Origin of the sequence: Ferrovum myxofaciens, from assembly GCF_013181415.1 — a bacterium.
Lineage (GTDB): Bacteria > Pseudomonadota > Gammaproteobacteria > Burkholderiales > Ferrovaceae > Ferrovum > Ferrovum myxofaciens.
Genome location: NZ_CP053676.1, coordinates 1870407 through 1893121, shown reverse-complemented (window position 1 = coordinate 1893121; position 22715 = coordinate 1870407). Strand labels below are relative to the sequence as shown.

The 22715-nt window shown below is 55.1% G+C and carries 21 protein-coding genes; 12 read left to right on the top strand and 9 right to left on the bottom strand.

The features are described from left to right. Nucleotides 1-100: 100 nt before the first annotated feature. The 7 genes from HO274_RS09250 to HO274_RS09220 all read right to left on the bottom strand — a co-directional run bounded on the left by HO274_RS09250 (nucleotide 101) and on the right by HO274_RS09220 (nucleotide 6811). Entirely contained in the window at nucleotides 101-1135 is a 1035-nt protein-coding gene (locus tag HO274_RS09250) for a cytochrome-c peroxidase (RefSeq protein ID WP_273119001.1), read from the bottom strand. Beyond that, nucleotides 1132-1482, bottom strand: coding sequence for an iron-sulfur cluster insertion protein ErpA (erpA, locus tag HO274_RS09245; RefSeq protein ID WP_031595585.1), 351 nt, complete (start codon nucleotides 1480-1482; stop codon nucleotides 1132-1134). The genes HO274_RS09250 and erpA overlap by 4 nt, the downstream gene beginning before the upstream one ends. 70 nt (nucleotides 1483-1552) lie before the next feature. Then, nucleotides 1553-2587 (bottom strand): N-acetyl-gamma-glutamyl-phosphate reductase, encoded by a 1035-nt coding sequence (argC, locus tag HO274_RS09240; protein ID WP_062187390.1) that lies wholly within the window; start codon nucleotides 2585-2587, stop codon nucleotides 1553-1555. Nucleotides 2588-2689: 102 nt separating this feature from the next. After that, nucleotides 2690-3082 (bottom strand): 30S ribosomal protein S9, encoded by a 393-nt coding sequence (gene rpsI, locus HO274_RS09235; RefSeq protein ID WP_062187388.1) that lies wholly within the window; start codon nucleotides 3080-3082, stop codon nucleotides 2690-2692. 10 nt (nucleotides 3083-3092) lie between these two features. Further along, on the bottom strand, nucleotides 3093-3521 hold the full coding sequence (rplM, locus tag HO274_RS09230) for a 50S ribosomal protein L13 (RefSeq protein ID WP_031595591.1): 429 nt from the start codon (nucleotides 3519-3521) through the stop codon (nucleotides 3093-3095). A gap of 96 nt (nucleotides 3522-3617) precedes the next feature. Further along, entirely contained in the window at nucleotides 3618-4079 is a 462-nt protein-coding gene (gene nudB / locus HO274_RS09225; RefSeq protein ID WP_031595593.1) for a dihydroneopterin triphosphate diphosphatase, read from the bottom strand. After that, nucleotides 4076-6811 (bottom strand): M16 family metallopeptidase, encoded by a 2736-nt coding sequence (locus tag HO274_RS09220; protein WP_273118993.1) that lies wholly within the window; start codon nucleotides 6809-6811, stop codon nucleotides 4076-4078. Before HO274_RS09220 ends, nudB begins: the two co-directional genes overlap by 4 nt. A 272-nt stretch (nucleotides 6812-7083) precedes the next feature. On the opposite strand from HO274_RS09220, the gene HO274_RS09215 reads away from it, so the two are divergent. From HO274_RS09215 to HO274_RS09200, 4 genes are read left to right on the top strand one after another with little or no spacing between them, the layout of a single operon-like run. Further along, nucleotides 7084-7347 carry an FmdB family zinc ribbon protein gene (locus HO274_RS09215; RefSeq protein WP_031595596.1) on the top strand — a complete coding sequence of 88 codons (264 nt, stop codon included), beginning with the start codon at nucleotides 7084-7086 and terminating at the stop codon, nucleotides 7345-7347. Then, complete coding sequence (locus HO274_RS09210; RefSeq protein ID WP_273118990.1) at nucleotides 7344-7955, top strand: DUF502 domain-containing protein; 612 nt, start codon at nucleotides 7344-7346, stop codon at nucleotides 7953-7955. The genes HO274_RS09215 and HO274_RS09210 overlap by 4 nt, the downstream gene beginning before the upstream one ends. A 42-nt stretch (nucleotides 7956-7997) precedes the next feature. Beyond that, nucleotides 7998-9761 (top strand): aspartate--tRNA ligase, encoded by a 1764-nt coding sequence (gene aspS / locus HO274_RS09205; RefSeq protein WP_273118987.1) that lies wholly within the window; start codon nucleotides 7998-8000, stop codon nucleotides 9759-9761. Then, nucleotides 9762-11396, top strand: a complete 1635-nt coding sequence (locus HO274_RS09200; protein WP_273118984.1) for a tetratricopeptide repeat protein — start codon at nucleotides 9762-9764, stop codon at nucleotides 11394-11396. Here the strand turns inward: HO274_RS09200 and ssb are convergent. Together ssb and HO274_RS09190 are read right to left on the bottom strand one after the other, a co-directional pair. Further along, entirely contained in the window at nucleotides 11393-11878 is a 486-nt protein-coding gene (ssb, locus tag HO274_RS09195) for a single-stranded DNA-binding protein (RefSeq protein WP_273118981.1), read from the bottom strand. The genes HO274_RS09200 and ssb overlap by 4 nt on opposite strands. A gap of 15 nt (nucleotides 11879-11893) precedes the next feature. Further along, nucleotides 11894-13054 (bottom strand): MFS transporter, encoded by a 1161-nt coding sequence (locus HO274_RS09190; RefSeq protein WP_160171513.1) that lies wholly within the window; start codon nucleotides 13052-13054, stop codon nucleotides 11894-11896. A 146-nt stretch (nucleotides 13055-13200) separates the two neighbouring features. Here HO274_RS09190 and uvrA point away from each other — a divergent pair, with 146 nt between their 5' ends. The 8 genes from uvrA (at nucleotide 13201) to HO274_RS09150 (ending at nucleotide 22708) form a co-directional block, all read left to right on the top strand. Further along, the gene (gene uvrA / locus HO274_RS09185; protein ID WP_273118977.1) at nucleotides 13201-16041 is read left to right on the top strand and encodes an excinuclease ABC subunit UvrA; all 2841 of its coding nucleotides are present in this window, start codon (nucleotides 13201-13203) and stop codon (nucleotides 16039-16041) included. A gap of 77 nt (nucleotides 16042-16118) precedes the next feature. After that, nucleotides 16119-16514, top strand: a complete 396-nt coding sequence (gene crcB / locus HO274_RS09180; RefSeq protein ID WP_273118975.1) for a fluoride efflux transporter CrcB — start codon at nucleotides 16119-16121, stop codon at nucleotides 16512-16514. Nucleotides 16515-16540: 26 nt separating this feature from the next. Continuing rightward, the gene (locus HO274_RS09175; protein WP_031595604.1) at nucleotides 16541-16855 is read left to right on the top strand and encodes a DUF190 domain-containing protein; all 315 of its coding nucleotides are present in this window, start codon (nucleotides 16541-16543) and stop codon (nucleotides 16853-16855) included. Then, nucleotides 16852-17283, top strand: coding sequence for an EamA family transporter (locus tag HO274_RS09170; RefSeq protein WP_031595605.1), 432 nt, complete (start codon nucleotides 16852-16854; stop codon nucleotides 17281-17283). Before HO274_RS09175 ends, HO274_RS09170 begins: the two co-directional genes overlap by 4 nt. 80 nt (nucleotides 17284-17363) lie before the next feature. After that, nucleotides 17364-18137 (top strand): HAD-IA family hydrolase, encoded by a 774-nt coding sequence (locus HO274_RS09165; RefSeq protein ID WP_031595606.1) that lies wholly within the window; start codon nucleotides 17364-17366, stop codon nucleotides 18135-18137. A gap of 155 nt (nucleotides 18138-18292) precedes the next feature. Next, on the top strand, nucleotides 18293-20158 hold the full coding sequence (locus HO274_RS09160) for a sensor histidine kinase (RefSeq protein ID WP_062187372.1): 1866 nt from the start codon (nucleotides 18293-18295) through the stop codon (nucleotides 20156-20158). After that, the gene (locus HO274_RS09155; protein WP_273118968.1) at nucleotides 20151-20606 is read left to right on the top strand and encodes a response regulator; all 456 of its coding nucleotides are present in this window, start codon (nucleotides 20151-20153) and stop codon (nucleotides 20604-20606) included. Before HO274_RS09160 ends, HO274_RS09155 begins: the two co-directional genes overlap by 8 nt. A 2-nt stretch (nucleotides 20607-20608) precedes the next feature. Beyond that, a complete protein-coding gene (locus HO274_RS09150) occupies nucleotides 20609-22708 on the top strand; it encodes a putative bifunctional diguanylate cyclase/phosphodiesterase (RefSeq protein WP_273118965.1) in 2100 nt (699 codons plus the stop codon). Nucleotides 22709-22715: the final 7 nt, after the last annotated feature.

Below are 22715 nucleotides of genomic sequence, written 5' to 3'. Positions count from 1 at the left end.
CCCCCGGAGAATCGTACCGTTCTGTTGGGGCAAAAAAAACCCTCCTGTGCGGAGGGAGAGGATAGGGGAAACACTGAGAGTGCTTCCTATTGGGTAAAGTTCACTTTTCCGTCAACGTTCGATTGGGCGTCTGGGGCAGACGCGGCATGCTCTGCACAGGGAACTCTCCCGTCAAACTGTTGAGAAATGCCACGATATCCTGGACTTCCGACTCCGTCAATGTCTTTCCCAACTGAGAACGGGCCATGACGCGCACCGCTTCGTCCAGGGTCGGGACAGAGCCGGTATGGAAATAGGGTGCGGTCAAAGCCACATTGCGCCATGTCTGGACACGCCATAGATGCTTGTCCGATGCTTCATGGGTAACATTGAAACGGCCATCATCCTCCATCAGTCGATATTTGGCTACATAGGGGTTATGGTCCACAAAGATGGGGAATTTCTGGAAAAAACCTTGGCCCATGGGCATGGGGGGGCCGGCAAAATCTGGGCCTGTATGGCAGGCCGTGCAACCGATCTTCTCGACGGTTTTCATACCGCGCAAGGCCTGCTCGGAGAGGGCCGTCTTGTCCCCCTTCAGATAGCGGTCGAAGGGACTGCGGGGAGTCAATAAGGTCCGCTCATAGGCCGCAATGGCTTTAGCAATGTTCTCGTAGGTCACCGGATCCTGTGTGCCAAAAACCGCCTCAAACTGGCTGACATAACCTGGAATGGCGCGAATGCGCGCCTCCGCCTCCGCCGGAGAAGGCATCCCCATCTCCACCGGATTCACAATCGGCCCTTTGGCCTGATCTTCCAGAGTGGCGGCCCGCCCATCCCAGAACTGTACGCTCAGGAACGCAGAATTCCATACTGTGGGCGCATTGCGCCCCCCTTTTTTTCCACCAACGCCTACAGAGACCGGCCGATTATCCGTTCCGCTCCCCATCACCGTGTGACAGGAATTACACGATATGGTGCCGTCTACCGAAAGTCGTTTGTCAAAGTACAACTGCTGCCCCAAGGCAACCTTGGCGGCGCTCATGGGGTTGTCCGCAGGAATAGGTGGGACGTCGGGCAGTGGTTCAAAACTCCAGGCGAAGGCAGTCACACTCCACACTGCCCAGGCAGAGACCAGGAGAAAAAAATTTTTCATGAGGAAAAAGAAGATCCGCAGCCACAGGTGGTTTTGGCATTGGGATTGCGAATGATAAACTGAGCCCCTTCCAGATCTTCTTTATAGTCGATCTCGGCACCCACCAAATATTGATAACTCGCCGGGTCGATAAGCAGGGTTACGCCATTCTTGACCATCTGGGTATCGTCTTCGTTGACCGTATCTTCAAAGGCAAAACCATACTGAAAACCCGAACACCCCCCACCGGTGACAAACACACGCAATTTCAAGTCCTGATTGCCTTCCTCTTCGATCAGCGCCTTGACCTTGTTGGCAGCACTATCGGTAAAAAGCAGGGGGGCAGGCATTTCTGTGAGGGCATTCATGGCATTCTCCTGAAAGGTGCAAGTTAGAATGGGTCCATTGTAGCAGTTTTTAAATTCCCTGCCGAAAACCTCAGGGCAAGATCGGAACTTGGGTCAATCCCAGAGTTTCCGGCCAATCAAACATCAAGTTGGCATTCTGTACCGCCTGCCCTGCAGCCCCCTTGACCAGATTGTCGATAACCACCAGAACCACCACCATTTCTCCCTCCTGAGGACGGTGCACTGCGATACGGCAATGGTTGGAGGCCCGCACCGAACGGGTTTCCGGGTGACTGCCCGGCGGCAGGATATCGACGAAGGGTTCATTGGCATAGCGCGCTTCAAACAGCGCTTGCAGATCCACATCCCGCCGGGTCAAGCGGGCATAGAGGGTAGCGTGAATGCCACGGATCATCGGAAGCAAATGAGGAACGAAGGTCAACCCCACCTCACGTCCTGCCCCCAGCCTCAATCCCTGACGAATTTCAGGTAGATGACGGTGCCCCGGTACCCCATAGGCCTTGAAATTATCTCCGACCTCAGCCAGCAAGAGCGGGACTTCAGCTTTGCGCCCAGCCCCGGACGCCCCTGATTTGACATCGGCAACCAGGTAATTCAGGTCCACTACCCCAGTTTCCACCAGAGGCAAAAATCCCAGCTGCACCGCCGTCGGGTAGCACCCCGGATTGGCTACCAGATTGGCACTGCGAATGGAATCCCGATTGACTTCCGGCAATCCATACACGGCTCCCTCCAGCAGATCCGGACAAGCATGGGTCTGGGCATACCAGGACTCCCACTCTGCCACATCTTTAAGGCGAAAATCCGCTGCCAAATCGATGACCCGCACACCTGCTTCCAGCAGTTCGCGCACCTGTTCCATAGCCACCCCATTGGGAGTGGCAAAGAACACCAATTCGCAGTCGATCAGGGTCGTCACCCGCGCCGGATCAGAAAAAGCCATATCCACATGACCACGCAGGCTGGGAAACAGATCCGCCACCTTCTGTCCCGCTTCCTTGCGCGACGTAATAACGCTCAACTTCATTTCCGGATGCTGTGCTACCAGACGCAGCAACTCGACCCCGGTATACCCCGTGCCGCCAACGATGCCCACTTTGATCATTATTTTCTCCTGGCTTGTCCGGATGATTATAGCCCCCTTACGCCCCACGAAAAAAAACCGGTGCGACGAGGGGCACCGGTTTTTTTGTGGGGTCCTGAGACCTTAGCGTTTGCTGAATTGTTTGCGGCGCCGTGCCTTGTGCAAACCGACCTTCTTTCGTTCCACTTCACGGGCATCACGAGTCACCAGACCTGCTTGCTTGAGGACGGTTTTGAGATCGGGGTTGAAATCGATCAGGGCACGGGTAATCCCATGACGAGCAGCACCCGCCTGGCCAGACTCACCGCCGCCTATCACGTTGATGCGAATATCAAACCCATTCAGATAGTTGGTCAGGGTCAGAGGCTGACGGACCACCATGCGGCCCGTTTCGCGGGAAAAATATTCATCCAGCGTTTTGCCGTTGATTTCAAAGCGACCGGAGCCGGATTTCATGAATACCCGGGCCACTGCGCTCTTGCGTCGTCCGGTTCCGTAGTAATAATCACCAATCATGATCAGGACCTCAAATGCTCAGGGTTTTTGGTTGCTGGGCGGCATGGGGATGCTCTGCGCCAGCGTAAACTTTCATTTTCTTGATCATGGCATAGCCCAAGGGACCCTTGGGAAGCATGCCCTTGACCGCCTTTTCCAGAACCCGTGCAGGATGACGCGCCTGCAACTTGTTGAAATTGGTTTCGTAGATCCCGCCGGGGTAGCCCGTATGGCGATAATACTTTTTATCTTCGCCCTTGTTGCCGGTCACGCGAATCTTCTCCACATTGACCACGACGATAAAATCACCCGTGTCTACATGGGGAGTATAAATGGCTTTGTGCTTGCCACGCAGACGCAGGGCAATCTGGCTGGCCAACCGTCCAAGGATCAGGTCTGTGGCATCTACCACAAACCAGTCGCGCTGGACTTCATGCGCTTTAGCGGAAAAGGTTTTCATAACAGCGTTCACTATTTCATGAAAAGAACTGCCGATTATATTGCGCCAAAAGCACTCTGTCAATGCCTTTACCAAACCTTCGGTGGAACCGGCCCTTTATTCGACGCTCACAGGCGCAGGCATGTGCTGAGGAAGATCCCGCAATGCTTCCTGATTGGTCCAGGAGAAACATTGCAAGGCCGCTTCCTGCCAGGGTAACCAAACCTGCCGGACATGTTCACGGGGACACAGTGTCACAGATAGCGGTTCCGGCACCACCAGACCGAAACGGTGTTCGGTATTCTGAATCACTCCTGGAGCATAGCGGTGCCGCCAACGGGGGTAGATTTCGTAAACCCGTGCTTCCTTCCAGTCTTTCAAGGTATCTGGGGTTGCACAAAGCCCTGTTTCCTCTGCCACTTCACGCCGCGCCGTCTCCCACAACGACTCTTCCAGAGTATTGCGACTGCCCGTTACCGACTGCCAATACCCTGGGGCATCCGCCCGTTCGATCAACAGAACATACCCGGCTGGCGTATAGACCACCACCAGCACGGATTCAGGGATTTTATGGGTCACGGTTTTTTTGCCGAAAAATCTCCAACATAGACCGTCACAAAGCGAGCGGGGTCCAGATACTTCTTGAGCGCTTCATTGACACTGGAGGAATCGGCCGCCATGACCTGATCATCCTGTTGCGCCAGAAAAGTTGCATCGCGCTGGTCAAACATCAGTTTATCAAGTTGGGCAGCCAGAGAACCATCCTGCGCTCGCGCCAATTTCCGTGACTGCATCAGGGCCGCTTTGCCTGCCTCTATTTCTGCCGGGGTCAGTCCCTGCCCCAGCACCTGGGCAATCACTTCGTCAAACGCCTTGACCAGACGCACCCGGTTTTGCGGTGCATAAATGGCGTAAGCGCCGAAGGCACTATTGGGTACCTGATCGTTGAGGCGCAGGAAAGAGCCCACTCCATAACTCAATCCTTCCTTCTGGCGGATACGGGTCGCCAGACGGGAATTCAGGAATCCTTCGCCCAGCACATAGTTACCCAGAGTCAGGGCCTGCGCTTGGGGGTCATCATCCTTGATCGGCAAGGGTTGCCATGCCAGAAAAACGGCATTGGCCTTGTCCGTCACGTCCTGCTGCAGGGTTTTCCCGGGAAACGCCTGATAATCATCCAACACGACGGCATAGGGTTCTGCAGTTGCCCACTGACCCAACCCCTGCTCGAGCGCAGCACGCACGGGCACTGGGCTGAAATCCCCCACCACGGCCAGTTCCCCATGGGATGCCCCATAGAAGCGCCGATAAAACTGAACGATCTGATTCTGCGTGACTGCCTTGATGTCTTCTGCGGTTTCGTCAAACGTGGAGGTATAGCGCAGATCCCCCCGTGGATGACGATTGAAATAACGGTGCAGCAAATTGGAAGCCATGGCCTGAGGATCGCTTCGGCTTTCTTCCACATCCGCCAGACTGGCCTCGCGCCATTGCTTGAATTCACTCTCGGGAAAGGTGGGGTTGCGCAAAATGCGTGTCACCAGATCTAGGGTGGCGGGCAGGTTCTCCTTGACCGTCTGGATCATCACCGTCAGGCCCGTGGCTGATCCGGAAAAAGCCACCTGCGCCTTGAGCGCCGTGAATTTATCCTGGATTTCGGAACGACTCATGCCATCCGCCCCCCGATCCATCAAACCCGCCACAAAATCCCCCACCTGCTCCTTGCCCAGTAACGAATCTGCCGTCCCAAAATGCAAACTCAGCCGGGCATGGACCGTGTTGCCGCGGGTTTTTTTGGACAGCAAGGCCACCTTCAATCCATCGGGCATCGTCACCCATTGGGTTCGTTTCTGAATATTGGCCGGAGACACGTCAAAAGCCTCTCCCGCCTGGTAATCAGGACTGCCATGGTAACCTTGCAACTGGGCTTCGGCATCCACTCGTTGAGGCGCAGGGGCACGCAGGGGATTGGCAGTCGGAATGAACAACCCGAGCGTACGATTGCTGGGAATGAGATAGGCTATGGCCACCCGTTGCACATCCGCCGGAGTCACCTTGGCCAGGCGGTCACGGGTCAGGAAGAAGAGTCGCCAGTCCCCATTGGCAATGGCCGTGGACAAGGCAATGCCGAACCTTTCAGGGTCATTGAAGGTGGTATCGATACTGTTGCGCAGGTTGGCTTCGGCCCGTTCCACCTCCTGAGCCGTGATGGGTTGTTCCTTGATTTTCTCCACGGTCGCCAAGAAAGCATCGCGCACGTCATCCAACTTCTGATCCTTACGCACTTCAGCCTGCAGGAACAGGACTCCGGGTTCTGCCAGATTGAAATAGTCCGCGCCGATACTCGTCGCCAACCCGGTTTCCACCAAGGATTTGTGCAGTCGTCCCGTGGGCGTATCCCCCAGCACCTGGGCCAACACCTCGAAAGCCGGACTGTCGGGACTGGCCGCCGCCACTGCGTGATAGACCGCTTCCACATATTGCACATCGCCCACCCGCCGCAGGATCACCTGCCGCTCGCCATCCTGCGCAGGATCGAGCGTATAGGTCGGCTCCAGCACGCGCTTGGGGCGCGTAATCTGTCCAAAAGTTTGCTCGATCTCCTTGAGGGTACGGGTTGTATCAAAGCGCCCGGCCACAACCAGAGTGGCATTATCCGGCTGGTAATATTTGTGATAAAAAGCCTGAAGATGAGCAATATTGACGTTTTCCACGTCGCTTCGCGCACCGATGGTGGACTTCCCGTAGTTATGCCACTGATAAGCCGCTGCCATGATCTTGTCCATCAAGACATCGCCCGGGTCATTCTCACCTCGCTCCATCTCGTTCCGGACCACTGTCATTTCGCTGTCGAGATCCTTGCGTGCCACGTTGGAATGCACCATGCGGTCTGCTTCCATTTTGAGCGCCCAGTCCAGATTGTTTTCCGAGGCAGGAAAGGATTCGAAGTAGTTGGTCCGATCAAACCAGGTAGTTCCGTTGGGACGCATTCCGTGACTGGTCAGACCACTCATGATATCGGGGTGCTTGGGGGTACCCTTGAACATGAGGTGCTCCAGCAGATGCGCCATGCCGGTTTCACCATAACTTTCCATGCGCGAACCCACCCGATAGGTCACGTTGACCGTCGCAGTCGGCTTGCTGTCGTCGGGTGCCAGCAAGACTTGCAACCCATTGGCCAGACGGTATTCCGTCACCCCTTCCACGCGGGTTACTTCCGTCACGCCAAGTGGAAGACTGGAGGCCAGGGCTCCTTGCAACGCCCACAATCCCAGCCACGCACCACCCCATTTCACCATCGATTTGCGCATTCTGCCTGTCTCCTCGTCTGTTATTTTCAGGAATCCTGTGCCACAGAACTCATCCTCCGTAGAACCCCTGACTCGGGTTAGGTTCCCGTTTCTCTTGATTTTCCTTGCATTCACCCCAACACTGAAGTAACGAACTCAGGTGACCGTCTTCCTATGCTATTATCGCCAATAATTGTTTCTGAATCCTACGGAAGAAACGGCGGGTTGAGGCTCGGTTCTCTAACGACCTTCACCCCCTTCGTTCATTCCCCGAATTTCAAGGAGATACCATCATGCCCCTTTACGATTATCGTTGCACGAATTGTGGCAAGGAAATCGAAGTTCTGCAAAAAATTTCCGATCCTGCCCCCTCCCAATGCCCTGCCTGTGGTCAGGCCACCCTGTCCAAAAAGTTGACGGCGGCTGGTTTTCAGTTGAAGGGGAGTGGCTGGTATGCCACGGATTTCAAGGGAAGCAGTGCTGCAGAAAGTTCGGCGCCCAGCACCGAAACCGCCCCGCCGCCCTGTGCCAACGGCCCCTGCCCGGCTTGCGGATGAAGCGCTATTTCATTACCGGGATCGTGGTCCTGATCCCGGTGGTCATTACCCTGTGGGTTTTGCGAGTCATCGTTACTACCCTTGATCAGACCCTCTTCCTGCTGCCTCCGAACTTGCGTCCCGAGGCCTTGTTTGGCATGAACATTCCTGGGTTGGGCGTGCTTCTCACCCTGTGTATCGTGCTCCTGACGGGTGCCGTGGCGGCTAATTTCCTTGGACAGCGCCTGTTGACACTGGTTGAACGTCTGCTCGATAAAATCCCCGTCGTCAATAGTATCTACAGCAGCGTCAAACAGGTCAGCGACACCCTTTTTTCCAGTTCCGGACAAGCTTTTCGCCAAGTCTTGCTCATCCGCTACCCCCATGCCGACTGTTGGACCCTGGCCTTTCAAACCGGAATTCCGCAGGGACTGGTGGCAACTCATCTGGGCGAACCGCACCTGAACGTGTATGTACCCACCACACCCAATCCAACTTCCGGCTTTTTTCTCATGGTCCCTTGTCGGGAAGTCATCGAGTTGGATATTTCAGTGGACGATGCGCTCAAACATATCATTTCCATGGGAGTCGTGGAACCCCGTCAAAAGCACCCTCCGAAGAAGATATAATGCTGTCGTTTGTCCTGTTCCATCACTTGAGACCCTCTGTTCATGCGTACTGACTATTGCGGTCTGATTGACCGCCGTTATCTGGATCATACCGTCACCCTGTTTGGCTGGGCCCACCGCCGCCGCGATCATGGAGGGGTCATCTTCATCGATCTGCGGGACCGCGCGGGGCTGGTTCAGATCGTTGCCAACCCGGAGGATGCTGCCACCTTCGCCAGCGCAGAAGGCATCCGTAACGAATTTGTCCTGAAGGTATCCGGGCAGGTCCGACTGCGTCCGGAAGGCACACGCAATGAGCATTTGAAGAGTGGAGAAATCGAGGTCGTGGCCCACCAACTGGAGGTCCTGAATCCCTCGCTCACCCCCCCCTTCATGCTGGATGATGACCACCTGTCCGAACAGGTGCGCCTCGAATACCGCTACCTTGACCTGCGCCGCCCGGTGATGCAACAGAATTTCCAGTTGCGCTATCGGGTCGCCATGGCTGTGCGCCGTTATCTGGACGATCTGGGATTCATCGACATCGAAACCCCCATGCTGACCAAGTCCACCCCGGAAGGCGCGCGCGATTATCTGGTACCGAGTCGCGTTCATCATGGCGAATTCTATGCCTTGCCCCAATCACCCCAACTGTTCAAACAACTGCTGATGGTATCCGGTTTCGACCGTTATTATCAGATTACCAAATGTTTTCGTGATGAAGATCTGCGGGCTGATCGTCAACCGGAATTCACCCAGATCGATATCGAAACTTCCTTCCTTTCCGCACCTGAAATCATGGAGATGATGGAAGGATTGGCTCGTCACCTTTTTCAAACCAACATCCAAGCGGATCTGGGCACCCCCTTTCCTCGCCTGACCTGGGCCGAAGCCATGCACCGTTATGGCTCGGACAAGCCTGACCTGCGCATCCCTCTCGAATTCACCGAGTTGACCGATGCCATGAAACAGGTGGATTTCAAGGTATTCCGCGCTGCTGCCGATCTTGGGGATGGACGGGTCGCTGCCTTGCGCATTCCCGGAGGCGGTTCCCTGACGCGCAAGGAAATCGATGACTACACCACCTTTGTCAAGATTTATGGGGCAAAGGGGCTGGCCTACATCAAAGTCAATGACTGCACCCAACCCAACGATCAGGGCCTGCAATCTCCAATCGTCAAGTTTCTGAATGAAGCCACCCTGCGCCTGATCCTGGAACGCACGGGCGCGAAAAATGATGACCTGATCTTCTTTGGGGCCGACCGCGCCAAGGTGGTGAACGATGCGCTGGGTGCCCTGCGCGTCAAATTGGGACATGAACGCGGGTTCTCCACGGGCGGCTGGAAGCCTCTGTGGGTCGTAGACTTTCCCATGTTTGAATTTGACGATGACAGTCAACGCTGGGTTGCCTTGCATCACCCCTTCACAGCCCCCCGGGAGGGTCACGAAGCCTTTCTCGACAATGACCCTTCTCAGGCCTTGGCTCAGGCCTATGACATGGTACTCAACGGATGGGAAATCGGCGGAGGGTCGGTACGGATTCACCGCGCCGATATCCAGTCCAAAGTCTTCAGCGCCCTCAATATTGGCCCTGAAGAAGCCCAGGCCAAATTTGGCTTCCTCCTCGATGCTCTCCAGTACGGTGCCCCGCCCCATGGCGGAATCGCCTTTGGCTTTGATCGTTTGGTGGCCATGATGACGGGCGCAGAACAGATCCGTGATGTCATCGCCTTCCCCAAGACCCAACGTGCCCAATGTCTGCTGACTCAGGCACCCAGCGGGGTATCTGAGCAGCAATTGCGGGAACTGCATATCAAAGTGCGCTAAATGCGCCCCCTGACGGAAGAGGAAGAGGTTCAGTTTCGCACTGCGCTCGACTTCCTCCAGTCGGGCCTGTGGCCTCTTGCCCATCAGGCTCTCCGTACCCTGGAGACGCAGCACCCTCATCCTCTGGTACTGGCCAACCTGGCATTGGCCGAGGAACGCTTAGGGCAGGAAAACGAAGCACGCCAGCACCACGAAGCGGCGATTCAACTGGCACCCAACAGCCCGGACTTGCGCTTCAACTGGGCTAATTTTCTGGCCCGACCGGGAACTCGGGAATCACTTCTCCTGGCCCGCGTTCAGTATCTGGCCGTTCTAGCCCTCGACTCCCATCACCTCGGAGCCTGGGTCAATCTGGGCACGGGCCTGGTGGAAACCGACCATCTCGAAGCGGCAAAGACGGCCTTCACTGCCGCACTGGCCATCGATCCCCTGCATTCCGGTGCTTTGCTCAATCTGGCTCAAGTGGCCCTGAACCAACAGGAAAATGAAAAAGCCGCCCAATTGTTCGAACAGGTTTTATCGGAAAACCCACAATCCCTTGAATCCCATAGAGGCCTGGCCACCAGCGCCAGTCGCTTGGGACAGGAAAACAAAGCGGCCACACATCGTCAGTTGGGCTATGCTCAAAAACCGGAAATTTTTCTGCCGGGGCGGGGAAATGCGTTGCCCACGGTGCTGATCCTGGCCTCTGCCGCCGATGGCAATATTCCCTGGCAACCGTTGTTGGACCGCCAGCGCCACCATACCCGAATCCTGGCCCTGGAATTTTTTCCGGAAAATGAGTCTCTCCCTCCCCACGATCTCCTCTTCAATGCCGTGGGCGATGCCGATCGCTGTCCGGAGGCTTTGACCCGTGTCCTCCCACGTTGGCAACTGCGTGCGCCGCAGATCCCGGCACGCAACGATCCGCAACGGGTTCGCGCCACTGCACGGACCGCACTGGGTCAGTTATGCGCAGGAATCCCTCATCTGAGCAGTGCCCGCACGGAATGTTTCCAACGCCCGGCTCATGCTTCCCCTCAGGAAACCGCGGGTCTTCTGGAACACTGGCTGGCGGCTCGCAGTTATGCCTTCCCCCTCCTGCTGAGAGCGCCAGGTTTTCATGGCGGCCAGTATTTCGAACGGGTCCAATGCGCCGACGACCTGCCTGCCCTGCTGGAACGCTTGCCCGGTACCACTCTGTTGGCACTGGAATGCCTGCCCAGCCGGGGACAGGATGGGCTTTACCGAAAATTCAGAGTCATGACCCTGGGTGGAAACCTGTACCCCATCCATCTGGCCCTCTCTTCGCACTGGAAAGTGCACTACTTCAGCGCAGAAATGAGTACCCGCCCGGACTTCAGGGAAGAAGAGCAGGCCTTTCTGGCAGATTACCGAACTTTCCTGGGCAGCACAGCAGTCGGCGCCCTGGAAACCCTTCAAGCCCGTCTGGGACTGGACTATGCGGGTATGGACTTCACCCTCGACCCCGAGGGAAAGGTTCTGCTGTTTGAGGCCAACGCCACCATGGTGCTGCACTCCCCGCCCGAAGATCCGGTCTGGGATTATCGCCGCCCTGCCTTCGAAGATGCGCTGAAGGCTGCCCGTGCTTTAATGATCCCTCCAACCTTGAGCCATGGGTGCCACAGTCCCTAGAAAGGAACGTCATCCGGGAAGTTATCAAACCCGCCGACATTCGTACCTCCTTTCCCTCCGGGCTTTCCTGCAGCAGAGCCCTGCCCTCCAAAGCCTCCCTCACCGCCGGAATCCTGCGATGGGAAGTCCACATCACCCCCGGCACCCGCGCGTCCGCCCAACATTTGCATGCGGTCGCCCACGATTTCCGTGGAAAAGCGGTCCTGCCCGGTTTCCTTGTCCTGCCATTTACGCGTCTGAATACGCCCTTCCAGATAAACCTGACTGCCTTTCTTCAGGTATTGAGCCACAATTTCAGCCGTTTTTCCGAAGAAAGACACGCGATGCCACTCGGTCTTTTCCTGCTTGGTACCGGCTTTATCTTTCCAGGTATCCGTCGTAGCCACACTGATGTTGGCAATGGCGCTGCCATCGGGCATGTAACGAACCTCTGGATCGCGCCCCAAATTTCCTACCAAAATCACTTTATTGACCGATGCCATCAAAAACTCCTCCGTTCAGGGTACCACTGGCTTGTTAACGTTCATGGGCCAAGCCACCACCAGCCAGAGAAAGGTGAGGCCTGCCGTAAAGAAGGGAACCACTTCCGAGCCAAAATGCTGAGTCAGCATACCGGCCAAGGTTGCACCGCTAAAAGTGCCAAGAAATTGAATCGTACTGTAGACCCCAGTGGCCGTGCCCTTTGCATTGGGAGGAGCCACCAGCGTTACCAGCGAGGGCAAACTGGCCTCCAGCACATTAAATCCGGTAAAAAAGACGGTCAGAGCAATCGCCGTACCCCACACTTGTCCCAGCGCAAAATGCATCAGAAAATGGGACAGCAGAACCACCACGACCCCCCCCAGAAACACCTGCTTGCGCCACTTACCATGGGCAAAGGCCACGGGGGGAACCATCAGGATGAAGGAGGCAATCATGACCGGCATGTAGAATTTCCAATGATCCGCCTGAGCCAACCCCCCCTTCACCAAAGCCGCAGGCACCACTATAAAGGTCGCCATCAGGGAAGCATGGAGGACAAAAATACCCAGATTCAAACGCAACAATTCCATATTCGACAATACGGCTCCAAAGGAGACCCGATCCATCGCCACCAGGTTCGGCGGATTGGGTACGATCCATCGAGTCACCGCAATGGCTGTAAGGGCCAGCACCCCAGTCAAAACAAACAACCCCGGAACTCCTATCAATGGATAGAGCATGGGCGAAAGCGCCATGGAGGCCGTGAAGGCAAGTCCGATGGTCACCCCGATCATGGCCATGGCCGTCGTACGGTTTTCCGGGCTCGTCAAATCTGCCGTCAAAGCGATCAAGGCTGCCGCAATGGCACCCGCCCCCTGAATGGCCCGTCCCACGGTTATGCCCTCTAGGGTATGGGCACTGGCCGCCACGAAACTACCCAACGCAAACACCAATAATCCTCCCATAATCACCGGCTTACGTCCGATCCGGTCAGATAACCAGCCCAACGGGATCTGAAGCACAGCCTGCGTCAATCCATAGATACCCAGAGCCAACCCCACCAGGGTTTTATTCGCCCCCCCCGGTAACTGAACGGCATACAGCGCAAAAACCGGCAGAATAATGAACATGCCCAACATCCGAAGGCCGTAAATACTGGCCAAACTCAGACTGGCTCGCCTTTCCATAGGCGTCATACTAGATTTCTTTCTCATGGCAGGTTATCTGAAAAAAAGGAAAACTTCGCGTATATTAGCATTTCGCGTACTGACTCACTGATTCTCCTTGCTCCGTGCCCCCAAGGGGTGCACCTCCTTTCCTTTCATCATCGAACCTGCCCACTGTGACACAAGACCTGCTACGTATCCGGGGTGCTCGCACCCACAACCTCAAGAACATCGACCTCGACCTGCCCAAGCATCAGTTGGTGGTCATCACGGGTCTTTCGGGCTCCGGCAAATCGTCGCTGGCTTTCGACACGCTCTATGCAGAAGGCCAGCGCCGCTATGTCGAGTCCCTCTCGGCCTATGCGCGCCAGTTTCTGCAGATGATGGAAAAACCCGATGTGGACCTGATCGAAGGGCTTTCACCAGCCATTGCCATCGAACAGAAGGCCACCAGCCATAACCCACGTTCCACGGTGGGAACGGTAACCGAAATCCATGATTATTTACGTTTGCTCTTCGCTCGAGTAGGCGAACCTCATTGCCCCGACCATGATTTACCCCTGGCCGCCCAGACCGTATCCCAGATGGTGGATGCCGTACTGGCGCTTCCCCTGGACGCCAAAATCATGATCCTCGCGCCTCTGGTGACTGAACGCAAGGGACAGCAGACAGAACTCATCGATGAACTGCGCGCTCAGGGATTTGTACGCCTGCGTGTGGACGGTGAAATTCTGGATATCGATGCGCTTCCTACCCTCGACAAAAACCGCAAGCACAGTCTGGACATTGTCGTAGACCGTCTCAAGGTCCGCCCGGATGCACGTCAACGCCTGGCCGAATCCTTTGAAACAGCCCTGCGTCATGCCGATGGTCGGGCCCTGGTGGTGGACATGGACAGTGCGGCCACCCTCACCTTTTCCTCTCGTTTTGCCTGTCCCGTCTGTAATGCCGGACTGGCGGAACTGGAACCCCGTCTGTTTTCCTTCAACAATCCCATGGGTGCTTGCCCTCATTGCGATGGATTGGGTTCGGTGAGTTTTTTTGATCCCAAACGGGTCGTCGCCTTTCCCGCCCTGAGCCTGGCCGCAGGGGCCATCAAGGGATGGGACCGGCGCAATCAATTCTACTTTCAGATGCTTTGCGATCTGGCTGCCCACTACGATTTCGACCTCGAACAGGCTTATGAAACCCTGAGTCCCCCCCTTCAGGAAATGCTCCTGTATGGCTCAGGCAAAGAGAAAATCACCTTCCATTCCCTGGGCGTGCGCGGTGTTCAAACCCAACGTGCCTCCCCCTTCGAAGGCATCATTCCCAGTCTCGAACGGCGCTACCGGGAAACCGACTCCACCTTGGTACGCGAAGAACTGGCGCGTCTGCGCGCTCAAAAACCATGTCCTCAGTGCCAGGGAGCGCGTCTACGGCGTGAAGCCCGTTTTGTACGGGTCGCCGGACATACTCTGCAAGCGCTCAGTGCCCTGCCCCTCAAACAGGCTGAAGCCGTATTCCAAGACATGCAACTGACTGGGCAAAAACAGGCCATCGCTGAAAAAATTCTCAAGGAAATCATTGCACGCCTCCAGTTTCTCAACAATGTCGGCCTGGAGTATCTGCAACTCGACCGATCTGCCGACACCCTGTCCGGGGGTGAGGCTCAGCGGATCCGTCTGGCCTCCCAGATCGGATCCGGACTGACGGGCGTCATGTATGTCCTGGATGAACCCTCCATCGGACTGCATCAACGGGATAACCAGCGCCTTCTGGAAACCTTGCAGCGACTGCGGGATCTCGGGAATTCTGTTCTGGTAGTAGAGCACGACGAAGATGCCATCCGTAGTGCGGATTTTGTAGTGGACATGGGACCCGGAGCGGGGGAATATGGCGGATACGTTATTGTTGCCGGTCCTCCTGCGGATATCCTCAAGCATCCGGATTCCTTGACGGGTCAGTATCTTTCTGGACAACGCACCATCCCCATGCCGGCTCAGCGCCATACCCCTGACCCAGCGCGTCAATTGACCCTATGCGGCGCCCGGGGAAATAATCTGCAAGAGGTGACCGTGCATCTGCCCATCGGTCTGCTGATCTGCATTACCGGGGTCTCAGGGTCGGGCAAATCCACGCTCATCAACGATACCCTGCAGGCCGCAGCGGCCCGTCACTTCTATGGCAGCGCTCAGGACCCGGCGCCCCATGATGAAATCATCGGACTCGATTTTTTTGACAAGGTCATCAACGTAGATCAAAGCCCCATCGGTCGCACTCCTCGCTCCAATCCTGCCACTTATACCGGACTATTTACGCCCATCCGCGAATTATTTGCCGAATTGCCTCAAGCCCGGGAACGGGGCTATGGACCGGGAAGATTTTCTTTCAACGTCAAGGGAGGACGGTGCGAAGCCTGTCAGGGGGATGGGTTGATCAAGGTGGAAATGCATTTTCTGCCCGATATTTTCGTGCCCTGTGATATCTGCCATGGCAAACGTTATAACCGCGAAACCCTCGACATCCACTATCGGGGACTGAATATTCACCAGATATTGGGACTGACCGTGGAAAAGGCCCATGAATTCTTTAACGCCGTTCCTGTCCTGGCGCGCAAATTAAAGACTCTTCTGGATGTGGGATTGGGTTACATCACTCTGGGCCAGGCCGCAACCACTCTTTCCGGCGGCGAAGCTCAACGTGTCAAACTGTCTCTTGAACTGTCCAAGCGGGATACAGGGCGCACGCTCTACATTCTGGACGAACCCACCACCGGACTGCACTTTCACGACATCGAACTCCTCCTCAAAGTTCTCCATCGCCTGCGCGACCAGAGCAATACGGTCATTGTCATCGAACATAATCTGGACGTCATCAAAACTGCCGACTGGATCATCGATATGGGCCCCGAGGGAGGGAATGGAGGCGGGAAAATCGTTGCTCAGGGCACCCCGGAAATGGTGGCGCAGAATCCACACAGCATGACCGGAAAATACCTTCGGCCCCATCTTTCTCCTTCCAGAAACCCGGAATAAGCACCCGAACTTCCCTATCTCTATCCTGTGGTAGGATATAACCGTGATAAAAACCTGAAGGGCGGGCAAAAGTAAAGATGGGAGGTTACGGATTTCTTTCGGTAGGCGTGGGTGCTGCCCTGGGCGCTTGGTTGCGCTGGTGGTTGGGTATTCTGCTCAATCCCTTGATCCCGACCATGCCCTTGGGAACCCTGGCAGCCAATCTGATAGGCGGGTATCTGGTGGGATTGGCGGTTGCCTATTTTACTGATCATGCGGGCCTCCCCCCCGAGGCCCGACTATTCATCATCACGGGATTCATGGGTGGGTTGACCACTTTCTCGACTTTTTCTGCTGAATCCGTGACCCTGTTTTCTCGCACCCAATACCTCTGGGCCTTGACTCACATTGTCGTGCACCTCGGAGGCTCATTGTTGATGACGGTGCTTGGCATGGCCAGTTATGGCTTGCTCAAGTCCTTTGGTAAAGCCTGATCCAACCACTTTGGAGTTTCCTTGCCATGAAGGGCACCTATCTAAAATTCTACCTGCATGAAAACCGCCACCACCATCACATCCTTGCCTATGAATGGTTGCTGGAGCAAGCCCGTTCCCTGGGCATTCAAGGGGGATCCGTCTTCAAGTCCATTGCAGGATACGGACGCCATGGCGTTCTGCATGAAGATCACTTCTTTGAACTGGCCAATGACTTGCCCGTGGAAGTGGTATTCATCGTCAGTACGGAACAATCCGAGCAGTTACTGGGTATCGTCAGGGAAGCCAACCTTCCCCTCCTGTACGTCACAATGCCAGCGGAATACGGCACCCTGCCATGAAAGCCATTCCTGCCTGGGCACTGTTTGCCCTCGGCTCGGCCTTCTTTGCCGGATTGACCGCCCTCTTCGGAAAGTTGGGGGTAGCGGGTATCCCTTCGAATTTTGCCACCTTTATCCGTACCCTGATCATTCTGGCGCTCACGGCCGGGATTCTCTCCTTGCGCCATGAGTGGCAACGTTTTTCCACCCTCTCGCTCCATACCTGGACCTTTCTGATCCTCTCGGGCATTGCCACCGGTCTATCCTGGCTCTGTTATTACCGTGCCCTACAATTGGGGCCCCTTTCCGGGGTGGCTCCCCTGGACAAATTGAGCGTCGTCTTCGCCCTGCTCCTTGGGGTTCTGCTTCTGGGCGAACGCTTGAATTGGCATGGAATGTTGGGGATTACCCTGATTGTCTCGGGTTCCCTCGTCCTGCTCGTAGCGTAAATGAGACCAGTCCAGATACAGTACATTTTCGTTTTTTTCTTCAAGAAATTTCTGTGCCATTAAGTGATCGAGAATAAATGATGAGTTTGAATACACTGATTTTTGATGTGGATGGAACCTTGGCGGATACAGAACGGGATGGGCATCGGCCCTCCTTTAATCTGGCTTTCCAGGAATTCGGTCTGGACTGGGAGTGGACGGTTCCTTTGTATGGAGAACTGTTGGCGGTCACTGGAGGAAAAGAACGGATTCGCCATTATGTTGCCCACTATCACCCCGAACAACTTTCAGACATACATTTTGATGAGTTGGTCCTTCAGTTGCATCAATCCAAAACCCGTCACTATCTGGCTTTGCTTGAAAAAGGCGCAATCCCCCTGCGTCCCGGTGTCCGACGACTGCTCCACGAGGCCCGTCAGGCGGGTTTGACCCTGGCCATTGCCACCACCACCACGCCGGAGAATGTTGCCTCACTTCTTTCCACTGCGTTGGGACCGGAAAGCCCCGGTTGGTTTAAAGTCATTGCGGCCGGAGATATCGTTTCCGCCAAAAAACCTGCCCCGGATATTTATCTGTGGACATTGGATGCACTGGGTATCTCGGCACAGGAGGCTCTGGCCTTCGAGGATTCAGAGAATGGTTTGCGTTCAGCCTGCGCTGCGGGACTGACTACCCTCGTGACAATCAACGAATATACCCAGGGGCAGGACTTTTCCGGCGCAGGGGCCGTACTGTCCGACCTGGGGGAACCGCATCAGCCCTATGCCCTGTACCAGGGTGCTCTACCCCCTGCGGGCTGGGTCGATCTCGATCTATGCCGACGCATGGCAACTATTGATCCGGCCCGCGAATAGTACTGAGAGCAGGGATATCGCCATAAATTCTCACCGAGATGTATTGCATTACGCAAAAAACCGGGTGAAATTTGATCTGTTGCATTACAGGAACAACCTGCCGGGTTTATCCTGTTGTGCGTTCAGCGTGAGCGTCGTCTTTAAAGGAGTACAACATGCCAATCAGGGAAACCGGGTGGGTAAAATCCACACCCCCATGGTTTTTGATTCGCAAATGGTTCGATGGCCTCTCGCTGAAAAACAAGATTCACCTTCAGATCCAGCCCTTGCTGATTGCATTACTCTCTGTGACGACATTTTTCATCTACCAACAGGTAAAATCGAACATAATTTCCAGCCAGACACAGCGCGCAGAAGGGGTGGCCATGCAGGTCATAGACGACGCCAACCTGTTGATGGTGACTGGAGCAATTTCCAATTCGGTCGACCGGCAGTTGATGATCAAAAAAATCATCGAAGGGCAGCAGTTGGCTTCATTACGTCTGGTTCGAACCAATCAGGTAGTCCGGCAATTTGGCCCCGGATTGCCGGAAGAACATCTGGACGACCCGTTGGTGAAACAAACAATCGAGAGATCCATCAGCGCCGGAAAATCAATTCCCCATATTTCGATCGAACTGGTGAATGGCAAGCCCATGCTGCGCGCGATCACGCCGTATATTACAAGCCACAGTTTTCACGGCACCGATTGCCTGTCTTGCCATCATGTCGCGCCGGCATCCTTCAACGGAGCCTCCGATCTCAGAATCGATTTGTCAGAAAATTTCAGGCATCTGAATTCTCTGTTGGCATGGCTTATCGGCGGGCAGGTCGCCTTGCAACTCTTTTTGTTCCTCGTCATTGGACGGATAGCCGCCCTCAAGAACCAGCAGCAACAACTTGAGTTGGCCGAAAGGCAACTGACCGCGTTGATCGAAGCCATCCCCGATGCAATTTTTCTGAAAGATGGCGATGGACGCTGGCTGGTTATCAATGATTCGGCCAAGCAGATGTTTCAATTGCACGGCCTTCCCTGGCAAGGCAAAACCGAAATGGAGTTGGCGGATCTGCAACCGGCATTCCGTACTGCGCACGAAGGATGTCTGGTGGGGGATGAAAAAGCATGGCAAGCTGGATGCCTGCTGGTGGGCGAAGAAAATTTCGTGGTGGATGGTGGCCGATATGTCATAGAAACGCGCAAGGTACCGCTATTCAGCAAGGAGGGGGAACGCAAGGAGTTGGTGGTCATCGGACGCGATATTACGGAGCGCAAGCGATCAGAAGCCGAACTTTGTGCGCTCAAGGATGACCTGGAAATTCGCGTAGCAGAGCGGACTGCGCAACTCGAAGCCGCCAACAAGGAGTTGGAGGCCTTTTCCTATTCGGTTTCCCACGACCTGCGCACACCACTGCGCGCCATTGATGGGTTTTCCCGTATCCTGCTGGATGATTACACCAGCAAGCTGGATGATGAAGGCCGTCGTTTGCTCAATGTGGTGCGAGACAATACCAGCCGGATGGGACAACTGATTGACGATATCCTGAAATTCTCCCGGGCGGGACGGGTGGAAATAAATTTTTCCGAGGTTGACATGGAGCGGTTGGCCCATGAAGTTTTTGAAGAGTTGTGGTCAGCCACAGTTGGACAAGAAGTGCTGGTGGAGATCGAGCATCTGCCCTCCATGATGGGTGACCGCGCCATGATGCGTCAAGTCTTCGTCAACCTGCTGTCTAATTCCCTCAAGTTCAGTAGCGCCAGGGAAACCATCAGAATTAAAGTAGGGGGTTCTGTCCAGGGGGATGAAACCGTTTATTATGTGAGGGATAATGGCGCCGGCTTTGACATGCAATATGTTGACAAGTTGTTTGGCGTATTTCAGCGCTTGCACGGGGTGACTGAATTCGATGGGACAGGCATCGGGCTTGCCATTGTGAAGCGCATTGTCAGCCGCCATGGCGGACGGGTGTGGGCAGAAGGCAAAGTCAACGAAGGCGCGACAATTTATTTTACTTTTCCGACAAAGGAAAAAGAGCATGAGTAATACGATGGTGGAAGTGGAAATTTTGTTGGTGGAAGACAATCCAACCGATGCTGAATTGATCATTCGTGCACTGAAGAAGAACAATCTCGCCAACAAACTGGTATGGGTCAAGGATGGTGCTGAGGCGCTGGATTTCCTCTTCGCCACCGGGTCCTATAGCGGGCGTCAGGTAACGAACAGCCCCAAAGTCATCCTGCTGGACTTGCGTCTGCCCAAGGTGGATGGCATGGGGGTACTTCGCCGAGTCAAGAACGATGAACGCACCAGGAGCATTCCGGTAGTGGTACTGACCTCTTCCAAGGAGGACAGGGATGTGGCGGAGAGTTATCAGCTTGGCGTCAACAGTTATATCAGCAAACCGGTGGAGTTCGATGAGTTTGCCAAAATGGTGTCGGAGTTGGGACTTTACTGGCTGCTGGTGAACCACCCGCCGATTGTAGCGAAGTAAACATGCATGCGATCATAAATCGGGAGTTGCGTGTCTTGATGCTGGAAGACACAGCAACCGATGCGGAATTGATCGTGCGTGAACTGCGCAGGGCCGGTATCGCCTTCACTTCCATACGCGTGACAACGCGTGATGCATTCACCCGTGCGCTCGAAGAATTCCATCCGGACATCATCCTTTCAGATTACAATCTGCCCGACTTCAACGGCTTGGTTGCACTGGAGATCGTGCAGCGCACCCACCCTGAAGTACCGGTGATCATGGTCACCGGCGCTCTTACTGATGTTGAGGCAGTGGAGTTGATCCATGCGGGCGCCAAGGATTATGTACTAAAAGACCGACTGGCCCGGCTTGCTCCGGCCGTCCGGTTGACGCTGTTGGCGGAACAGGAAGTCCACGCACGCAAGGTGGTCGACCAGGAACTGAGAATTGCCGCCACGGCCTTTGAGACGCAGGAAGGCATCGTGATTACCGACCGGGATCAACATATCCTTCGAGTCAATTGCGCTTTCACTCGATTGACCGGCTATAGCGCCATGGAGGCGTTAGGCAGGACCCCCGCCATACTCAAATCCGGACGACAGGATGCAGCGTTTTACCAAGCCATGTGGGAAACCCTCAACCGCGACAAATACTGGCAGGGAGAACTCTGGAACCGACGCAAGAATGGAGAGATTTACCCGGAATGGCTAACCATCACTGCCGTGCTTGATGGGGATGGACGGGTGACGAATTATGTCGGCGTATTTTCTGACATCACTCTGCGCAAGGAAGCCGATGAAAAAATACACCAACTTGCTTTTTATGACCCGCTCACCGGATTGCCCAACCGACGATTATTGCATGACCGTTTGCAGCAGGCCATGACTTCCAGCGTTCGCAGTCAGTGCAAGGGGGCGCTGCTGTTTCTCGATCTGGACAATTTCAAGGTACTCAACGATACCCGCGGTCACGACATCGGCGACCTGCTGTTGATCGAAGTCGCCAAGTGTCTACGAGATTGTGTACGCAGTGGCGATACCGTAGCCCGCATAGGCGGCGACGAATTCATTATCATGCTCGAGAATCTCAGCGAAGATACCCAGCAAGCGGCGGCGGCTGCCCAAGATGTCGGGGAGAAAGTTCTCAAAGCCATCAACCACTCTTTCAGTCTTCAGGGAGTTGATTATCACTGTTCATCCAGCATTGGAATCAACTTGTTTCACGGCAATGATACGGGCATGGATGACCTGCTCAGGCATGCCGATACCGCGATGTACCAGGCCAAGGCATCGGGCCGCAACACCCTGCGCTTCTTCGATCCCGCCATGCAAATCGAACTGGAGGAGCGCACCGCCTTGATGGAAGATCTGCGCCAGGCCCTGCCGCTCCAGCAACTCAGGCTTTACCATCAGATACAGGTTAATGAGCGAGGTGTGGTGGGCTCCGAGGTACTGCTACGCTGGCAGCATCCTGTGCGGGGGCTGATTTCACCTATGGAATTCATTCCTCTTGCCGAAGAAACCGGCCTTATTGTGCCCATTGGTGCCTGGGTGCTGCATATGGCTTGCGTGCAACTCAAAGCGTGGCAAGTCGACCCGCTGACCCGTCATTTACGGATTGCCGTCAACGTCAGTGCACGGCAGTTCAGTCAGCCAAATTTTGTCGAACAGGTGCTGGAAGTTCTGAAAGACACCGGCGTCAATCCTCTCAAACTAGGGCTTGAACTCGAACTGACCGAATCCTTGGTGCTCAACGACATTGACGACAGCATCGGCAAAATGCAGGCACTGCGCAGCATTGGAATCCGTTTTTCGCTGGATGACTTCGGCACTGGACAATCCTCCTTGTCCTATCTCAAACGCCTGCCGCTGGACCAGATCAAGATCGACCAGAGTTTCGTACGCGACATCGCCACCGATCCAAACGATGCGGCAATCGTTCGGACCATCATCGGAATGGCCGAAAACCTCGGACTGAAGGTGATTGCCGAAGGCGTGGAAACGGAACAGCAGCGCGAATTTCTTGAACGCAACGGCTGTCATGCGCATCAGGGATATCTGTTTGGCAAACCCGTACCCATAGATGAATTTCAGAATTCCCTAACTCAATTGCATCGTTAGTTGAGTA